The sequence below is a fragment of the Amycolatopsis thailandensis genome (assembly GCF_002234405.1).
Classification (GTDB): Bacteria; Actinomycetota; Actinomycetes; order Mycobacteriales; family Pseudonocardiaceae; genus Amycolatopsis; species Amycolatopsis thailandensis.
Genome location: NZ_NMQT01000127.1, coordinates 1 through 17,370, shown reverse-complemented (window position 1 = coordinate 17,370; position 17,370 = coordinate 1). Strand labels below are relative to the sequence as shown.

13 protein-coding genes are annotated in these 17,370 nt (G+C 67.7%); 5 read left to right on the top strand and 8 right to left on the bottom strand.

Annotated features, from left to right (window positions below):
* Positions 1–93: 93 nt before the first annotated feature.
* The gene (locus CFP71_RS33660; protein WP_093937985.1) at positions 94–3,276 is read right to left on the bottom strand and encodes an AfsR/SARP family transcriptional regulator; all 3,183 of its coding nucleotides are present in this window, start codon (positions 3,274–3,276) and stop codon (positions 94–96) included.
* A 196-nt stretch (positions 3,277–3,472) separates the two neighbouring features.
* Between CFP71_RS33660 and CFP71_RS33655 the strand changes: the two genes are divergently transcribed.
* On the top strand, positions 3,473–4,888 hold the full coding sequence (locus tag CFP71_RS33655; protein WP_093937984.1) for a M1 family metallopeptidase: 1,416 nt from the start codon (positions 3,473–3,475) through the stop codon (positions 4,886–4,888).
* Between the two features lie 258 nt (positions 4,889–5,146).
* On the top strand, positions 5,147–5,782 hold the full coding sequence (gene pcp / locus CFP71_RS33650; protein ID WP_093937983.1) for a pyroglutamyl-peptidase I: 636 nt from the start codon (positions 5,147–5,149) through the stop codon (positions 5,780–5,782).
* A gap of 80 nt (positions 5,783–5,862) precedes the next feature.
* Here pcp and CFP71_RS33645 read toward each other — a convergent pair whose 3' ends face one another.
* The 4 genes from CFP71_RS33645 to CFP71_RS33630 all read right to left on the bottom strand — a co-directional run bounded on the left by CFP71_RS33645 (position 5,863) and on the right by CFP71_RS33630 (position 11,401).
* Positions 5,863–7,647: an Hsp70 family protein gene (locus CFP71_RS33645; protein WP_093937982.1), complete on the bottom strand. Its 1,785-nt coding sequence runs from the start codon at positions 7,645–7,647 to the stop codon at positions 5,863–5,865.
* 60 nt (positions 7,648–7,707) lie between these two features.
* Positions 7,708–8,046, bottom strand: coding sequence for a helix-turn-helix domain-containing protein (locus CFP71_RS33640; protein WP_093937981.1), 339 nt, complete (start codon positions 8,044–8,046; stop codon positions 7,708–7,710).
* Position 8,047: 1 nt separating this feature from the next.
* Positions 8,048–8,413, bottom strand: a complete 366-nt coding sequence (locus tag CFP71_RS33635) for a type II toxin-antitoxin system RelE/ParE family toxin (protein ID WP_093937980.1) — start codon at positions 8,411–8,413, stop codon at positions 8,048–8,050.
* Positions 8,414–8,842: 429 nt separating this feature from the next.
* Positions 8,843–11,401, bottom strand: coding sequence for an ATP-dependent Clp protease ATP-binding subunit (locus tag CFP71_RS33630; RefSeq protein WP_005165370.1), 2,559 nt, complete (start codon positions 11,399–11,401; stop codon positions 8,843–8,845).
* A 359-nt stretch (positions 11,402–11,760) separates the two neighbouring features.
* On the opposite strand from CFP71_RS33630, the gene CFP71_RS33625 reads away from it, so the two are divergent.
* The gene (locus tag CFP71_RS33625; RefSeq protein ID WP_093937979.1) at positions 11,761–12,579 is read left to right on the top strand and encodes a (2Fe-2S)-binding protein; all 819 of its coding nucleotides are present in this window, start codon (positions 11,761–11,763) and stop codon (positions 12,577–12,579) included.
* On the opposite strand, the gene CFP71_RS33620 is transcribed toward CFP71_RS33625, so the two are convergent.
* Positions 12,576–13,157, bottom strand: a complete 582-nt coding sequence (locus tag CFP71_RS33620; RefSeq protein WP_093937978.1) for a TIGR03086 family metal-binding protein — start codon at positions 13,155–13,157, stop codon at positions 12,576–12,578. The two genes, CFP71_RS33625 and CFP71_RS33620, sit on opposite strands and share 4 nt — an antisense overlap.
* A 145-nt stretch (positions 13,158–13,302) precedes the next feature.
* Here CFP71_RS33620 and CFP71_RS33615 point away from each other — a divergent pair, with 145 nt between their 5' ends.
* On the top strand, positions 13,303–14,148 hold the full coding sequence (locus CFP71_RS33615; RefSeq protein ID WP_093937977.1) for a helix-turn-helix domain-containing protein: 846 nt from the start codon (positions 13,303–13,305) through the stop codon (positions 14,146–14,148).
* 6 nt (positions 14,149–14,154) lie between these two features.
* On the opposite strand, the gene CFP71_RS33610 is transcribed toward CFP71_RS33615, so the two are convergent.
* Together CFP71_RS33610 and lysS are read right to left on the bottom strand one after the other, a co-directional pair.
* Positions 14,155–14,508, bottom strand: coding sequence for a histone-like nucleoid-structuring protein Lsr2 (locus tag CFP71_RS33610; protein WP_005165380.1), 354 nt, complete (start codon positions 14,506–14,508; stop codon positions 14,155–14,157).
* Positions 14,509–14,659: 151 nt separating this feature from the next.
* Positions 14,660–16,171, bottom strand: a complete 1,512-nt coding sequence (lysS, locus tag CFP71_RS33605; RefSeq protein ID WP_093937976.1) for a lysine--tRNA ligase — start codon at positions 16,169–16,171, stop codon at positions 14,660–14,662.
* A 96-nt stretch (positions 16,172–16,267) separates the two neighbouring features.
* Here lysS and CFP71_RS33600 point away from each other — a divergent pair, with 96 nt between their 5' ends.
* Positions 16,268–17,041 carry a class I SAM-dependent methyltransferase gene (locus tag CFP71_RS33600; RefSeq protein WP_093937975.1) on the top strand — a complete coding sequence of 258 codons (774 nt, stop codon included), beginning with the start codon at positions 16,268–16,270 and terminating at the stop codon, positions 17,039–17,041.
* The last annotated feature ends 329 nt before the right edge of the window (positions 17,042–17,370 follow it).

The following is a 17,370-nucleotide window of genomic DNA, read 5'->3' as shown; positions in this document are numbered from 1 at the left end:
TTCCGGCTGGACACGGGGGCTTACCGGAAGCGCGTGTGACCGGGGGTAAGGGGGAAGTGGGCTTTCCTCGCGGCGACGCGAGGAAAGCCCCCTTCAGCTTGCTTCGGAGCTCACCCAGGAGAGCACCTCGGACCTGGGCAGTCCGGCGTCCTGCGCGAGCAGTGCCTCGTACCGTTCCGCACCGAAGTGTTCACGGAGGTCCTCGATCAGCTGCCGGATGCCGGGCTCGCCGAGGTCCAGCTTGCCGCGGATGAGTTTCGCCGCGCCGAGCAACCGGACGGCGCTCTCGGGCCGACCCTGGCGGAACCGGATCAGGGCGAAGAGCTCGACGATCCGGCCGAGGTCGGGCATGTCCGCGCGCTCCGTCGTGGACTTCACGACGATCGCGGCCCCTCGCTCGGCCTCCTCCAGCTCTCCGGCCGCCAGCGCCACCTCCGCGTCGATGAGCCCGCCGAACTCCTCGCCGAACAGTCCCGGCAGCGGCACCTCCGCCATCAGCTCCCGGAACCTGGCGGCGGCCGCGCGTGCCTCGGGCACGCGTCCGGCGCGGCTGTACAGGTCGGCCTTGCCCACCAGCACCATCACCGCGAGCTGGTTGTTTCCCGTGTCCGTCGCGTACTGCTCCGCCTCGCGGATTTCGCGCAGTGCCGTGTCCAGGTCACCGGCCCGCGCGTACTCCGTGGCGAGCCGCCAGCGCTGCTGGATCACGTCGTCCTGCGAGCCCAGTTCGAGCGCGAGGGCGAGCCCTTGCCGGTACAGCGCGAGCGCGGCCTCGTGATCGCCCGACATCGAGATGTCACTCGCCTTCATCCCGACAGCCATCGCGGTGCCCCAGCGGTCGCCCACGGCCGAGAACCCGGCCAAGGCGTTGTCCCTCGCCCGTTCGGCGCCTTCGGGGTCGCCCTGGTCGGTGAGCACGAAACTCTGCGCCCACGACCCGGCGGCGCGCGCCCACGGGTCTTCGCTCGACAGCACTCGCTCCACCTCCCTCAGGGCGAGTTCCCTGTTCTGGCAGAAGAACGCGAGCATGGGCAGGCCGATGGCCAGGCCGGCGAACCGGGTGTGCGCGTTCGTCCGCACGCATTCGTCGATGAGTTCCTGCACAGCTTCGGGGTCGCCGACGCCGGGGATCATCGCGGTGATCTCGCGCATCGCCCGGAACGCGGCCGCGAAGTCCTCGTCGAGACGGTCGCCGAAAGCGAGCACTTCGGCGACGAACGACTCGACCCGGTTGCTGTCCCCCTTGATCAGCCAGTACCAGAAGACGCCGCCGAACAGATGCGTCGCCATTTCCACGTCACCGGAGTCGATGGCCTGCCGGAGAGCCGTCACGATGTTGCCGTGCTCGGCGTCGTAGCGGGAAATGGCGGTGAGCTGGTCCCTGGTCCGCAGCAACGGCTCCAGCCGCTCGGCGAGCTCGGCGTAGTAGCGGTGATACGCCTTCGTCAGCTGTTTTCGTTCGCCGGCCTCGTCGAGACGCTCCGCTCCGTACGCCCGGATCGTCTCCAGCATGCGGTAGCGCGGCTCGCCGTGATCACCCTTCGTAGCGTCCACAATGGACTTCTCGACGAGCGAGCCGAGGACGTACATGACGTCTTCGGCGGGCAGACCGTCCCCGGCACAGACGCTTTCGACCGCTTCGACTTCGGCACCGGCCCCGAAGACCGAAAGCCGCCTCGCGAGGACGCGTTCGGCGTCGTCGAGCAGGTCCCAGCTCCACTCGACGACCGCGCGCAGCGTGCGCTGCCTCGGCAAAGCCGTCCGGCTGCCGGAGGTCAGCAGGCGGAACCGGTCGTCGAGGCGCCGCGAGATCTGCGCGACGGTCATCGACCGCAGCCGCGCGGCGGCCAGTTCCAGCGCCAGCGGCATCCCGTCCAGCCGTCGGCAGATCTGCGCGACGTCGTCCACAGTGGACTCATCGAGGACGAAGTCCGGGCGCACGGCCACCGCCCGGTCGACGAACAGCCGGATCGCGCCCGCCTCGGCGGCCTGCGGGACGGTCGGTTTCCCTTCCGGCACGGACAACGGTCCGAGCGGGCACAACGTCTCGCCGTCGATGGCCAGCGCCTCACGGCTCGTCGCGAGGATCCGCAGGGTCGGCACCCGGCGCAGCAGGGTGTTCGCCAGCTCCGCGGCCGCGTCGACCACATGCTCGCAGTTGTCCAGCACCAGCACCGATTCGCCGGCGCCGAGCGTCTCCACGACCCGGACCAGCGCCTCCACCGGCCGCCGCATCGGGTCGCCGCCGTGCGAGAGACCGAGATCCCACAGCTCCAGCGCGGCGAAGACCGCGCCGGGCAGGTCACCCGGGTCTCGGACACCGGCGAGCGGCACGAACCACACCCGCCCACGCGTATGCGCCGGATGCCGCGTCGCCACCTCGGTGGCCAGCCGTGTCTTCCCCGCGCCGCCGGGCCCGACGAGCGTCACCAGCCGCGCGCCCGCGAGGAGTTCGGCGACCAGTTTCAGCTCGTCGTCGCGGCCGACGAAGCTGGTCAGCCGCACCGGGAGATGATCCGCGGCCGCGGGTGGCGGGCCGAGTTCGCCGCGCAGCGCGGCGAGGTGGATCTCCTGGAGTTCGGCCGAGGGGTCGACGCCCAGCTCGTCGGCCAGCGCCGTCCGCACCTCCTCGTAGAAGGCGAGGGCGTCGGACTGCCGGTCCGCCGCGCACAACGCCCGGATCCACAGCCCGGCGAGCCGCTCGCGCAGCGGATTCCGCGCGGCCGCCTCCTTGAGATCGGCCAAGACCCTGTCGTGCCCGCCGAGGCGGATCTCGGCCTCGAAGCGGTCTTCTTCGGCTTCGAGGCGCAAATCCTCCAGCCGGGTGGCCGGCGCTTGCGCGAACGGAGCGTCGAGAACGTCGGACAGCGCTTGACCCCGCCAGAGGCCGAGCGCCTCGGCGAGGATCGCGGCCGCACCGGCGTCCCGGCCCGCCGTCAGTTCCGCGCGCCCTTCGGCGGCGAGGCGCTCGAAGCGGCAGGCGTCGACGTCCTCACGGGCGACGTCCAGCCGGTAGCCACCCGGACCCGAGTCGAGGGCGACTCCCTCCGCACGCAGAACCTTCCGCAACCGCGAGACCAGTGATTGCAGCGCGTTCGCGGCGTCGGCGGGCGGTTCCGCGCCCCAGAGACCGTCGATGAGCGCCGTTGCCGGAACGGCGCGGCCGGGCTCCAGCGCGAGCCTGGCCAAGAGCATGCGGAGGCGGGCACCGCCGATGTCGACCGGGGTGCCGTCACCGGCCTCCGCTCCGACCGGACCCAGCAGCGTCACACGCACGGACCCCAGCTTTCCAGAACACGCAACCGGATACCCCGTCCAGGCTGCGTCTCGCGAAGCACGCGGCCGGGTTCCGTACCTCTTCCAGGCGACGGAAGTGGGGATTATCCGGGCACGAGGGAGCTTTCCGGGCGACCGGCCGAGGTCACGGCGTTACGTTCGGGGCCTGAACACAGCCGATCGACTGGGAGCGTGAATGAGGTACCGGAGTGCGGCAGTCATCGCCGCCGTCCTGGCCGCGAGTGTCCTCGGTGGCGGGACCGCCCTCGCCGACACCGGCAAACCCGGCGCCGACGGCGCGGGCGACAGCTACTACCCGCAAGACGGCAACGGTGGCTACGACGTCGCCGACTACAACCTGAAGGTCGGCTACGAGCCCGCCACCAAGCAGCTCACCGGCCTGCAGACGATCACCGGCCGGACGACGCAGTCGCTGAGCTCGTTCAACCTCGACCTGCGCGGGCTGACCGTCGACTCGATCAAGGTCAACGGGCGGAAAGCGACCTTCACCCGGACCGGCGACCACGAACTGGTCGTCACCCCGGCCCGTCCGCTGCGGAACCACGAGCGATTCACCGCCGAGGTCGCCTACCACGGCGTCCCGGAGCCGATCCAGGATCCGCTGCTGGGTGAGAACGGCTGGCAGTACGCGAAATCCGGCGGCGCTTTCGTCGCGGGCGAGCCGAAGTCCGCGACGACCTGGTATCCGGTCAACGACACCCCACGCGACAAGGCGACCTTCCACCTCGCGATCACCGTTCCGTCCGAATGGGGCGTGATCTCGAACGGCGTCGAGCGCGGACAGGTCAAGAACGGCAAGAACACCACCTACACCTGGGCCGAAGAGACCCCCGCCGTGCCGTACATGACGACGGTCGCGATCGACAAGTGGGAGTTCGAGCGGACGAAGCTGTCCGACGGCACCCCGGTCGTCAACGCCTACGCCCCCGGCACTCCCGCCTCGACCAAGCAGGCCGAGGCGCGGCTGCCGGAGATCATCGACTTCCTCGCGTCGAAGTTCGGCCGGTACCCGGTGGACGCGGCGGGCGGCATCTTCCTCGCCGAGCCGATCGGGTTCTCGCTGGAGACGCTGAGCAGGCCGATCTACTCGGGCGCGGCGGGCAACGTCCCGACGATCGTGCACGAGAACGCCCACCAGTGGTGGGGCGACTCGGTCGCCGTCGACAAGTGGAAGGACGTCTGCCTCAACGAATGCTTCGCCTCGTACGCGGAGTGGATGTGGTCAGAGGCGAAGTCGGGCCAGGACCTGAAGGCGCGCTACCTGAGCGCCGTGCAGAAGGCGACGGACCGGTTCTGGGCCGGGAAGCTCTACGACATGGGCCCCGGCAACGAGTTCACCTACGTGTACTCGAAGGGCCCCGTCGCGCTGCACGCGCTGAAGAACTACATCGGCGCGGCGCCGTTCGACCGCATCCTGAAGACGTGGCCCGCCCTGCACCGCGACGGCAACGCGAGCCTGCCGGAGTTCCAGAAGTTCGCCGAGCGCGTCGCGCACAAGAACCTGCAGGGCTTCTTCGACGCGTGGTTCTACGGCAACACCAAGCCGGCGCCCGAGTACCTCTACCCGGGGGACCTCAAGCCCGCGGCCTGACGCGAGTGGTTCTCGTGAGTGGCAAGACCCGAGGTGAAGGGGACTTTCCTCGCATGCAATGAGGGAAAGTCCCCTTCACATCACTCGTCACCGCCGAACGCCGGTCCGTGAAGGCCTCCTTGAGGGAGTCTGGGTCACTCAAGGAGGCCTTCACGGACTTGGCACCCGACCGGACGCACCTTTGCCTCACCCCTCAAGAACCGGCTTTGCCACTCACGAGCCCCAGCCGGAGGTGTGTCACACGTTAGGGTGAGGGGCATGACGTCTGTGCTCCTCACCGGCTTCGAACCGTTCGGCGGTGAGCGGGTGAACCCGTCGTGGCAGGCGGTTTCCCTGCTCACCGGCCGGCGGCGCGACACGGTGGCCGTCGAACTGCCGTGCGTGTTCTCGCGTTCGCTGGTCACCTTGCGCGACGCGATCGACGAGTACCGGCCGGAACTGGTGATCTGCGTCGGGCAGGCGGGCGGCCGCGCCGACGTCACCCCCGAACGGGTCGCGATCAACCTGATCGACGCCCGCATCCCGGACAACGCGGGTTCGCAGCCCGTCGACGTCCCGGTGATCCCCGGCGGGCCCAGCGCCTACTTCACGACTCTGCCGGTGAAGGCGAGTGTCGCGGGGATCAAGAACGCGGGGCTTCCCGCGTCGGTCTCGCACACCGCCGGGACGTATGTGTGCAATCAGGTCTTCTACGGGCTGATGCACTTGCTGGACAACGATTTTCCCGGCGTGCGCGGAGGTTTCGTGCATATTCCCTACACGCCGGAGCAGGCCGCGCGGACGACGGCGCCGAGCCTGGCCACGCATCGCGCGGCGGAGGCGCTGGAGATCATCGTGGACACCGCGCTCTCGGTCACCGAGGATCTCTCGACGCCGGCGGGCACCCTTCACTGATCACGGTTGGCCTCCGGAAATGTCATGAAAGGGTCGTTCAGGACATCATTTGTCCTGAACGACCCTTTCATGACATCCGGTCAGGGCTTGAGCTGCGCGGTGAAGAACTCGACCATCTCCGCGGTCGTCCGCGTGGTGCCGTCGTTCCGGGTCGAGACGAGCATCGCGGTCAGCGGCGCGTCTTCGGTCCCGAAGAGCACGATGCCGCTTCGCTTGCCGACGCCCGCCAAGTAGCGCCCTCGCAGCCCGTCGGCCGCCCAGGTGCCTTCCACGGGCTTGCCCTTGGTCATCTGCTGCCGGACGCCGTCCTCCAGCCCGGTCATCGCGACGCCCTGGTAGTAGTTGATCGCGTTCGACGCCTTGTCGTCCTTGAACACACAGGTGACCGCGGTCGCCGCGCCCACCGTCGTCGCCGCGTCCGGCGCGTCCCGGCAGTCGTCCCGCTGCGGGATGACAGCGGCGATCCGGCGAAGGCAGTCCGTGAACCCCTGCGCGTCCTTCACTCCCGGCTGATCGCAACTCACCTGCTTCACCGGGGCGGGCCCCTGAGCCGCGACAGGCTGCTCTTCGCCGCCGCTGAGCAGGACGATCGTCGTCACGATCGCCGCGAGGGCGAGCCCGATGACGCCGTACGTCGTGGGCTTCTGCCAGTTCCGGCCCGGTGGGGGCGGCGTGGGTGGCGTCCAGCGCGGTGGCTGCGGGCGGCTGGGCGGCTGCTGTTGTACGGGCTGTTGCTGAACGGGCCGCTGCCGCACGGGCGGCGCGACCGGCGCGAAGGCGGGCACCGTCAGCTGGGAGTCCTCGCCGCCCGCGGGCACGTGATGCAGCCCGAACGCGACCGCCGTCTCCGGCTGGTCCTGCGTCGTCGGCGCGACCCTGAGCTGGTTCGCCAGCAGGCTCGCCAGCAACGGCATCCGGCTCGGCCCGCCGACGAGGTAGACGCCGCCGAGCCGGTCCGGGGACAGCCCGGCGCGGTGGATCGTGGCGGCCAGGAGTTCGGCGCTGCGCAGGAAACTCGGCCGGACGAGCGCCTCGAGCTCCATCCGCGTCACCCGCACGTCGCCGAACGGCTCCGGCATCGGGATCTCGGTCTGCTGGTGCCGGGACAGGCTTTCCTTGGCGTCACGGACATCCTGCAGCAACGACCGGCGCGTCCGGCGGTCGCTGACCGACTGCGGGCGCAGGATCCGTTGCCACCGCGCGGGTTCGGAATGCGACACCTCGCGGCCGATGTGCACCAGCAGCGCTTGGTCGATGTCGAGGCTGCCGAGATCGGGCAGGCCGTCCTCGGCGAGCACCGCGAACCCGTGGGCGCTGACCCCGACGACAGCGCAGTCGAACGTGCCCGCCCCGAGGTCGTACACCGCGATCGGACCGGGCGGCCGGTGACCGTGGTTCAGGGAGGCGTAATGCGCGGCGGCGGCGACCGGCTCGGGGATGAGCACCGTCGTGCCGAATCCGGCCTTGAGCGCGGCATCGTGGAGGATCTGCTTGCGATCCTGGCCCCAGCCCGCGGGGTGGGAAATGCGCACCTGGGCGGGCCGGCGCTGGAGGATCAGCTCGGCCTCTTCGCCGACCCGGCGCAGGACCGCGGCGAACGCGTCGGCGATGGGGAGCGTGACGTCACCGAGCTGGAGCGCGCCCTCGTCTATGCGCCGCTTCGGATTCGCCTCGAACCGGCTCGGATCCAGCCTGGCCCGGCGCTCGGCGTCGCGGCCGACGAAGACCGTGCCGTCCTTGTCGACGTAGATCGCGGACGACATCGTCACCGATCCGTCGATCTCGACGACCTGCGTCCCTCTGCCGTGGATCGAAAGCACCCCCACCGTGCTGGAGGTACCGAAATCGATCGCCAGAACGTCCACCTGACCCCCTCCCGGACCCGAGGGCATCGTCTCACGCGATGATCAGGCGGCCGGGACGGGTCAGACGGCGGTGGAAACGGTGACGTCGTGATCGTCGAAATCGGCCACTACCCGCATCCGGCCGCCCAAGGCGCCGATGTACCTGCGAAGGGTGTCCAATTCCATCTGGCTCGGATCGCCCTGCTCGAGCTGGCTGATCCGCGGCTGGCTCACGCCCATTCGCTTGGCGACCTCGGTCTGGCTCAGCCCTACTTCTTCGCGGAGTTGCGACAAGCGAAAGCCGAGAACGTAGGCCTGCGTGGCTTCACGCGCCTCGGCCCGCGCGGCTTCGACGTCGCGGCCCGCGTCCAGATCCGCGGCGAGCTTTTCCGCCTTGACCTCTTTCCAGGACCGACCCATTTCAGCCTTCCTCCATCGCGTCCAGATGCCGCCGGTATCGCTCCTCCGCGATCGGGATGTTGATGTCGGACCACCGTTTCCAGTTTCCGGCCTTGTCACCGGCCACCAAGAGCACTGCATTCCGCGCCGGATCGAAGACGAACAAGATCCGGATCTCGGACCGTCCCGCTGACGCCGGGCGCAACTCTTTCAAGTTGTGCCTGCGCGAGCCGCTGATCCGATCGACCAGTGGCCACCCGAGCCGCGGTCCCTCACAAGCGAGCATGTCGATCGCCTCTTCGACTCTGTCGGCCGTAAGCGGTTCTTCCCGGCACAGCGCTGTGAACCAGCGATCCACCTCGTCGTGAAGTTCGATCTCCCACATCATGGGTCGACCATAATGTAGACCTTATATCGATCGGGCTTCAAAGACCAGGGTTCCCACGAGAGCGCGCTTTCGGTCGCTAGAGACGAGCGGGTCCTCCGCAGACGCGAGTCCCGCCCCTGATCACGCGAGTCCCGGCCCCAAGCACGCGAGTCCCGCGCCTCATCACATGTGTCGTCCGTCTGATCACACGTGTCGTCCATCCACGCACACGCGCTGTCCGTGCGGAAAAGGCGAACTCGCGTGATTGGACACGGAACTCACGTGATTGAAGGCGGAACTCGCGTGATCAGAGGACGATCTCGCGTGCTTGGAGGCGCGACTCACGTGATCAGACGGACGACACGCGTGACTGGATGGACGACACGGCCCTGGACGCGAAAGTGCCCGCCGCGGCGAACCCGCGACGGGCACTTTCGGAACCAGAGAGCCTTACTCGCCCTCGGCTTCACCGTTCTCTTCGGTCGAGCCGGCGCCGATGCTGACCGGCGGGGCATCCGGGACCGACGAGGGACGGGCTTCGCCACGGAAGACGAAGTGCGCCTTGTCGTCCTTCTCGCCCTCTTCGTCGTTCCAGCCTTCGACGTCGACCAGGATGATCTGCCCGGCCTGGACCTCGCCGAACAGGATCTTCTCCGACAGCTGGTCCTCGATCTCGCGCTGGATCGTGCGACGCAGCGGCCGCGCGCCCAGCACCGGGTCGAAGCCGCGCTTGGCGAGCAGCGACTTGGCCTTGGGCGTGAGCTCGAGCTCCATGTCCTTGGCCTTGAGCTGCGTCTCGACCCGGGCGATCATCAGATCGACCATCTCGATGATCTGTTCCTTGGTCAACTGGTGGAAGACGATGATGTCGTCGATCCGGTTCAGGAACTCGGGCCGGAAATGCTTCTTCATTTCCTCGTTGACCTTTTGCTTCATCTTCTCGTACCGGTTGGTGCTGTCACCGCCGGACGAGAACCCGAGCGAGACGGACTTGGAGATGTCCGAGGTACCCAGGTTCGAGGTGAAGATGAGCACGGTGTTCTTGAAGTCGACCGTACGACCCTGACCGTCGGTGAGACGGCCGTCTTCGAGGACCTGCAGGAGCGTGTTGTAGATCTCCTGGTGGGCCTTCTCGATCTCGTCGAACAGCACCACCGAGAACGGCTTGCGCCGCACCTTCTCGGTCAGCTGGCCGCCCTCTTCGTAGCCGACGTAGCCCGGAGGGGCACCGAAGAGCCGCGAAGCGGTGTAGCGGTCGTGGAACTCGCCCATGTCGATCTGGATGAGCGCGTCGTCCTCGCCGAAGAGGAACGCCGCCAGCGCCTTGGACAGCTCGGTCTTACCGACACCGGACGGACCGGCGAAGATGAACGAACCGGAGGGGCGCTTCGGGTCCTTCAGGCCGGCACGGGTACGACGGATCGCCTGGGAGACGGCCTTGACCGCGTCCTCCTGGCCGATGATCCGCTTGTGCAGCTCGTCCTCCATGCGGAGCAGACGCGTGGTCTCCTCCTCGGTGAGCTTGAACACCGGGATGCCGGTCCAGTTGGCGAGGACCTCGGCGATCTGCTCCTCGTCGACCTCGGCGACGACGTCGAGGTCGCCGTCCTTCCACTGCTTCTCCCGCTCGCCCTTCTGGCCGAGGAGGGTCTTCTCCTCGTCACGGAGGCGGGCGGCGCGCTCGAAGTCCTGCGCGTCTATCGCGGACTCCTTGTCCCGGCGCACGTCGGCGATCTTCTCGTCGAACTCGCGCAGGTCCGGCGGCGCGGTCATGCGGCGGATGCGCATCCGGGCGCCGGCCTCGTCGATCAGGTCGATCGCCTTGTCCGGGAGGAACCGGTCGTTGATGTAGCGGTCCGCCAGGGTGGCCGCCTGCACCAGCGCGCCGTCGGTGATCGAGACGCGGTGGTGCGCCTCGTACCGGTCGCGGAGGCCCTTGAGGATCTCGATCGTGTGCTCGAGCGACGGCTCGCCGACCTGGATCGGCTGGAAGCGGCGCTCCAGCGCGGCGTCCTTCTCGATGTACTTGCGGTACTCCTCGAGGGTGGTCGCGCCGATCGTCTGCAGCTCGCCACGGGCCAGCATCGGCTTCAGGATCGACGCGGCGTCGATCGCGCCCTCGGCGGCACCCGCGCCGACGAGCGTGTGCAGCTCGTCGATGAACAGGATGATGTCGCCGCGGGTCTTGATCTCCTTGAGCACCTTCTTGAGGCGCTCTTCGAAGTCACCGCGGTACCGGGAACCGGCGACCAGGGAGCCGAGGTCGAGGGTGTAGAGCTGCTTGTCCTTCAGCGTCTCGGGGACCTCGCCCTTGACGATGTTCTGCGCGAGCCCTTCGACGACGGCGGTCTTGCCGACGCCGGGCTCGCCGATCAGGACCGGGTTGTTCTTGGTGCGCCGCGACAGCACCTGCATGACCCGCTCGATCTCTTTACCGCGGCCGATGACCGGGTCGAGCTTGCCTTCGCGGGCCTGGACGGTCAGGTTGCGGCCGAACTGGTCGAGCACCAGCGACGACGACGGGGTGCCTTCACCGCGTCCGGAGCCGGTCTCGGTCGACTCCTTGCCACCCTGGTAGCCCGACAGCAGCTGCAGGACCTGCTGACGCACCCGGTTGAGGTCCGCGCCGAGCTTGACGAGCACCTGAGCGGCGACGCCTTCTCCCTCGCGGATCAGCCCGAGCAGGATGTGCTCGGTGCCGATGTAGTTGTGGCCGAGCTGCAGCGCTTCGCGCAGCGACAGCTCCAGCACCTTCTTGGCCCGCGGGGTGAAGGGGATGTGCCCGCTCGGGGCCTGCTGCCCCTGGCCGATGATCTCCTCGACCTGCTGGCGGACGCCCTCCAGCGCGATGCCCAGCGATTCCAGCGCCTTGGCGGCGACACCTTCACCCTCGTGGATCAGACCCAGGAGGATGTGCTCGGTGCCGATGTAGTTGTGGTTGAGCATCCTGGCCTCTTCTTGGGCCAGGACGACCACCCGCCTCGCGCGGTCGGTGAACCTCTCAAACATGTGCACTCCCTCGACTGCTGCGACGGCGGCCCGTTTCCATCGTGCTTTCACCGCGATGGATTCAGCACCGTGAGACCACTCTAGTAGCCATGCGGTCGCGCTGGCGTACCACTACGGCTGATTGCGGCCCGTTCGCGCCCTGGCCGTTCTCCGGCCGTGCGCTCTTTCATCTTCCGGTTGCCCTGCACCTTTACGTCAAGCACAACGTGCGAACGCGCACTTGGATTCCGCCGGATGCGCGTTGTCCGCTGAGCGCGAACACGGTCCGCGAGCGCGAGTCCGCCCAGTGGATGGACACCCGTCCGGAGTAGTCACGGATCGCATGTAAGGTTAGGCGAACCTAATGACGGGAGGGCGACGTGTCGCGTCACCGTGTGATCGCGTCCCCCGAAGACGGGCTCCGTGCCTCCCTATCACGGCTGCCGGAGGACGCCCGGGTCCGTGCGGACATACCCGAGGACGAGCCGGGCTGGGTCCGCTGTGCCGATCTACTCGGCGAACCGGCACGGCTCGTGCGCTGGCGGGAGCGGCTCGGCGGCTGGCTGGCCGCGGAGTACCCGGAAGCGCCCGGCGTCCCCGAGCGGACCCCGGCGAGCTGGATCCTGTCGTGGTACCTGCACGTCCCGGCGTTCGCCGGCGCGATGCTGCTGCACCACGCGCGCCGCGTCCCGTCGCTGGCGCCGTCCGCGCTGGCGTTCCGGATCGGCGACGGACGGCCGCATCCCGACTCGATCGCCGTCCTCGGCGGCGGCTTCCACTGCTTGCCGACCGACCCGGGCTCGGCGCGCCGGGAGACCGTCGTCGTTCCCGACGAGCGAGTGCTGGCGACCGTGCTGCGAGGCAGGTTCGTCGCGCACGCGAGCCGGTTCATCGACGTCTACGGACCGCTGACGAGGCTCGGGCGGCGGCAGCTGTGGGCGGCGGCCACGGACGCGCTCGACAACGCGCTGTGGTCGGCGGGGCGGCTGGGCGGGACCCCGGAGGCCGAGGGCGCCGGGGTCGCGGACGCCGCGCTGGTCCTCGAATCGCGGTTCCCACCGCTGACGTCGGCGTCGAAGCTGAGGCTCGTGCCGGGAGCGGACGGGCGCCGCGAGTGGACGAGAAACCGCGAAAGCTGCTGTTTCTCCTATCTGCTGCCCGCGGAATCGGAATGCGGCGGTTGTCCGCGAATCCGTTAAAGAGTCCAGGCGGCATTCCGTCCCGTCGCGCCCAAAGCGCGTTCGAAGGCCGTTGCGTCTTCCGCAACGGTGACTTCTTCGCCGTAAACCTTCATCGAGCGTGCCTGCTCGCCCATCGCGACGGCGGACACGTACACGGCCTCGGCCGCTTCGGGTGCGACGTCGATGGTGCGGCCGAGCGCGCGAGCGAGATCCCAGCCGTGGAAGACGAACTCGCCGAGCACCATGTCACCGACGATCGATGCGGGCATTTGCGCCGTGCCGAGCGCCGTCATGCCCTGCCACGCTCCAGGCGTCCCGAAGACGTCCACGAGCCGGGCGGTCTGCCGTTCGGCCACGTCGAGCCAGCCGGGGCCGACGAGGGCCGCCTCCGCCTCGCCCGTGGCCACCTCGGGCGGCGGCGCCTTGCGTCCGGCGGCTTCGAGCCAGGGACCCCAGTAGAGAAGGTGGTTCAGCAACGCGCGGACGTCGTACTCGGCGCACGGGGTGCGGGCGGCGAACTCGGTCTCGCCGATCCCGCGCAGGATTCCGGCGAATTCCGCGGCGGCGGGGGCGATCAGGGCGGCGTGTTCGGACATGGGGGCATGAGTTCACGGGAACGGCCGCGCCGTCTTGAAAAAACGCGACAAGGTCCGGCCTCGTGAGTGGTGAGGCTGGCTCTAACCAGCCTCACCACTCACGAGACCACCGGACGAATCCGCCTGACAGGGCTAAGTTGAGCCGGTGAGCGGGCATCGGATCCCGGCCGGGATCGTCAACGCGCGCGAGGCGCAAGCGGCGTTCGCTCTCGTCCGCCATCCGCCGTCGCCGGAGCTGCGGCCGTTCGTGGACCACCACTGGGTGCTGCGCTGGGATCTGACCGGCCGCCCGTCCCATGAACAGGTGGTCCTGCCCAATCTCGCGGTCAACGTCACGTTCTTCCGCGACGCGGCCGGCGCCTTCGGGCCGGGGAAACGACCTTTCCGCTACGTCGTCGCAGGCACGGACCACGGTATCGGCGTTCGATTCCGGCCGGGGGCATTCCGGGCATTCCTCACCGGTCCGGTCACGATGATCTCCGGTGGTTCCGTTCCGCTCGCCGATCTCTTCCCCGGCGCCGGACCGGTGACGGAATCGGTACGGAATGCGACGGACGACTTCGAAATGGTCCGCCGGTGCGAGGAACTGCTCCTGGCGAAACGCCCCGTGCTCACCACCGCGGCCAAGACGGCCATCGAAGCGGTGGAAACAATCGCCGCGGAACCGGCGATTACCCGGGTCGGCGAGCTGTCAAGCCGGACGGGTCTGTCTCAGCGAAGTCTGCAACGACTGTTCGCCGACCATGTCGGCGCCGCCCCCAAATGGGCGATTCAGGTATACCGATTGAACGAAGCGGCGGCACGGATCGCCGCCACGGAACGGCCGGACTACGCGGAACTGGCGACAGCGCTGGGCTATAGCGACCAAGCGCACTTCATCCGGGATTTCCGCTCCGTGACCGGATGGGCGCCCACGGAGTACGCCCGCTTGAACCGTGTACAAGAACAAGAAAGCCGCCGGGAACAGTTTCCCGGCGGCCGTCAGGTCTGAAAGACCTCAGTTCTTCTTGTGGTAGGCCTCCACGACCTCGGACGGGATACGTCCACGGTCGGAAACCTGGAAGCCGTTCTTGCGGGCCCAGGCGCGAATGGCCTGGTTCTGCTCGCGGTCCACGGTCGCGGGGCGGGCGGCGGCCTTCACGCCGGCGACCGGACGAATGGCGGTGCGCTTACGGCCACCCGCGCGACGGGCGTGCTCCACATACTGGGCCAGCGCGTCGCGAAGCTCTTCCGCGTTTTCCGCGGAAAGGTCGATCTGGTAGCTGACACCGTCCAAACCGAACTCGACGGTCTCTTCCGCCTCAGTGCCGTCGAGGTCGTCAACGAGCGAGACGAGCACCTTCTGTGCCATCTGTTTCCTCCTGCTGGGGGCTTACACGAATGATCTGGTACGGGGCATGCCCCGGACAGAAGACTTTGTCTAGCGACATTAATACCCGCTACCGAGACATAACGCAAATCTCGTTTACGAGAACGATCGAGGTATCTGTCACGCGGACGGGTTATTCAGGGCGTACGAGCGGGAACAGGATGGTCTCCCTGATACCAAGGCCGGTCAGCGCCATCAGCAACCGGTCGATCCCCATTCCGACACCACCGCTCGGCGGCATTCCGTACTCCAGGGCACGGAGGAAATCCTCATCGAGGTTCATGGCCTCACTATCACCCTGCGCACCCAGCCGAGCCTGTTCCACCAGACGCTGACGCTCGACCACGGGATCGACCAGCTCGGAGTATCCGGTGGCCAGTTCGAATCCGCGCACGTACAGATCCCACTTCTCGGCCACCCCCGGCTTGCTGCGGTGTTGCCTGGTCAGCGGGGATGTCTCGACCGGAAAATCACGGACAAAAGTAGGTTCGTGGAGATGATCGCCGACGAGATGTTCCCAAAGTTCTTCGATGATTTTGCCGTGGCCTAACTTTGGGTCGAGCTCCAGCTCGCGCGCTTCGGCATAGGAACGAAGCTTGTCCACCGATGTCTCGGGAGTGACCTCTTCCGACAACGCCTCGGACAACGACTCGTACATTCCGAGTGTGGTCCACTCGCCGGACAGGTCGTACTCCGAACCGTCGGCGAGAGTGACCACCTGAGTACCGAGAACGTTCTGCGCCGCCTCCTGGATGAGCTGACGCGTCATCACCGCGTTGGAGTCATAGGTCGCATACGCTTCGTAGTACTCGAGCATGGCGAACTCCGGCGAGTGGGACGAGTCGCTGCCCTCGTTCCGGAAGTTCCGGTTGATCTCGAAGACCTTCTCGATACCGCCGACCACGCAACGCTTGAGGTAGAGCTCCGGAGCGATCCTCAGGTACAGATCGAGGTCGAAGGCATTCGAATGCGTGACGAATGGCCGCGCCGCGGCGCCACCGTGCAGCGTTTGCAGCATCGGGGTCTCGACCTCGAGGAATCCCCGGCCGTGAAACGAGTCACGCAGGGAACGCAGCACACCGGCCCGGGTACGGACCACGTCCTGGGCCTTGGGACGCACGATCAAGTCGACATAACGCTGCCGGATGCGCGTTTCCTCGGCCAGCTCTTTGTGCGCCACGGGCAACGGGCGCAATGCTTTCGACGCGATCCGCCAGGAGTCGGCCATCACGGAAAGCTCACCGCGCTTGGAGGTGATGACCTCGCCCTCGACGAATACGTGATCGCCGAGATCGACATCGGACTTCCACGCCGCGAGCGCGTCCGCGCCCACCTTCGCGAGGCTGATCATCGCCTGCAACTCGGTGCCGTCGCCTTCGCGGAGACTCGCGAAACACAGTTTGCCGGTATTGCGCATGAACATGACGCGGCCGGTGACGCCGACGATCTCGCCGGTGGCCGTGTCGACGGGGAGGCCGGAATGCTTCTCGCGCACTTCGGCCAGCGAGTGCGTCCGGGGCACCTCTACCGGATACGGATCGATACCCTCCGCGATTATCCGGTCGCGCTTGTCCCGGCGCACCCGCATCTGTTCCGGCAGGTCTTCGTCGGGGCTCACGCCCTCGGATGCGGGGATTTCAGTCATGGCGCACAGCGTACGAACCCACGGGTTCCCTACGCCAACCGGATTACCTTTTCCGCGTCAGGGCCGGTGGGTTTTCTCTCCATTAACCTGGATCGTGTGAACTCATCCACTCCCGGCATCGAACCCGAACTGCACGCACGCCGCGCCGCCTCGTTCGGCGCCGAGGCCGCCGCCTATGCCGAGCACCGGCCCGACTATCCGGAAAAGGCACTGGCCTGGGCACTGGACGGCGTGAAGGGAACACCGGAACGGGTCCTCGACCTCGCCGCGGGAACCGGCAAGGTCAGCGAGGGCCTGCTCGCGCTGGGCGTCGCGGTCACCGCGGTCGAACCGGACGCCCAAATGCTCGGACAACTCACCAAGACGCTTCCCGCCGTGACACCGCTCATCGGGACGGCCGAGCGGATCCCGCTGCCGGACGCCTCCGTGGACGCCGTGGTCGTGGGCCAGGCCGTCCACTGGTTCGACCTCGACCGGGCCTATCCGGAGATGGCCAGGGTGCTGAAACCGGGCGGAGTCGTTGCCGCGCTGTGGAACCACGACGACGAATCGGCGGCCTGGCTGGCCGAGTTGAACAAGCTGATCAAGACCTCGATGAGCAGGCGCTGGCTGAGCGACTACGAATCGCTACCGGAACACGAGGCTTTCGAGCCGTTCGAGAAGAAGACTTTCGGTCACAAACAACCCAGGACGGCGGAAACCCTGGTGGCGACTCTCGCCACGCATTCGCACATGCTGGTGGCCACGGAGGAGGAACGCGAAGCCAAACTCCGCACGGCCCGGGAATTCCTCGACCGGAACCCGGAAACCGCCTCGAGGGAATTCGACCTGCCGATCACCACCACGGTCTTCCGCGCCGGTAAACGATGACCGACTGGAAGGCGTGACTCGCGTGATCGAACCCGGAACTCGCGTGCTTGAAGCCGTGACTCGCGTGATCAGAGCCGTGACTCGCGTGCTCGGAGGCGGATCTCACGAGTGCGGGGTCCAGACACGCGAGTGACGGCTCCAAGCACGCGTGTCACGGCTCCAAGCACGCGTGTGACGGGTTTGAGCACGCGAGTGACGGGTCACGGACAGACGCCCACGGAACCAAGGCCTCATGACGCGGAGAGTTCCGCTGGTCGCCGCCCGCTGACGCCTCGCGTTCCGTCCTCTGGATGCGGTAGTTGCACACGCAAGGACCGCATCCAGAGGAC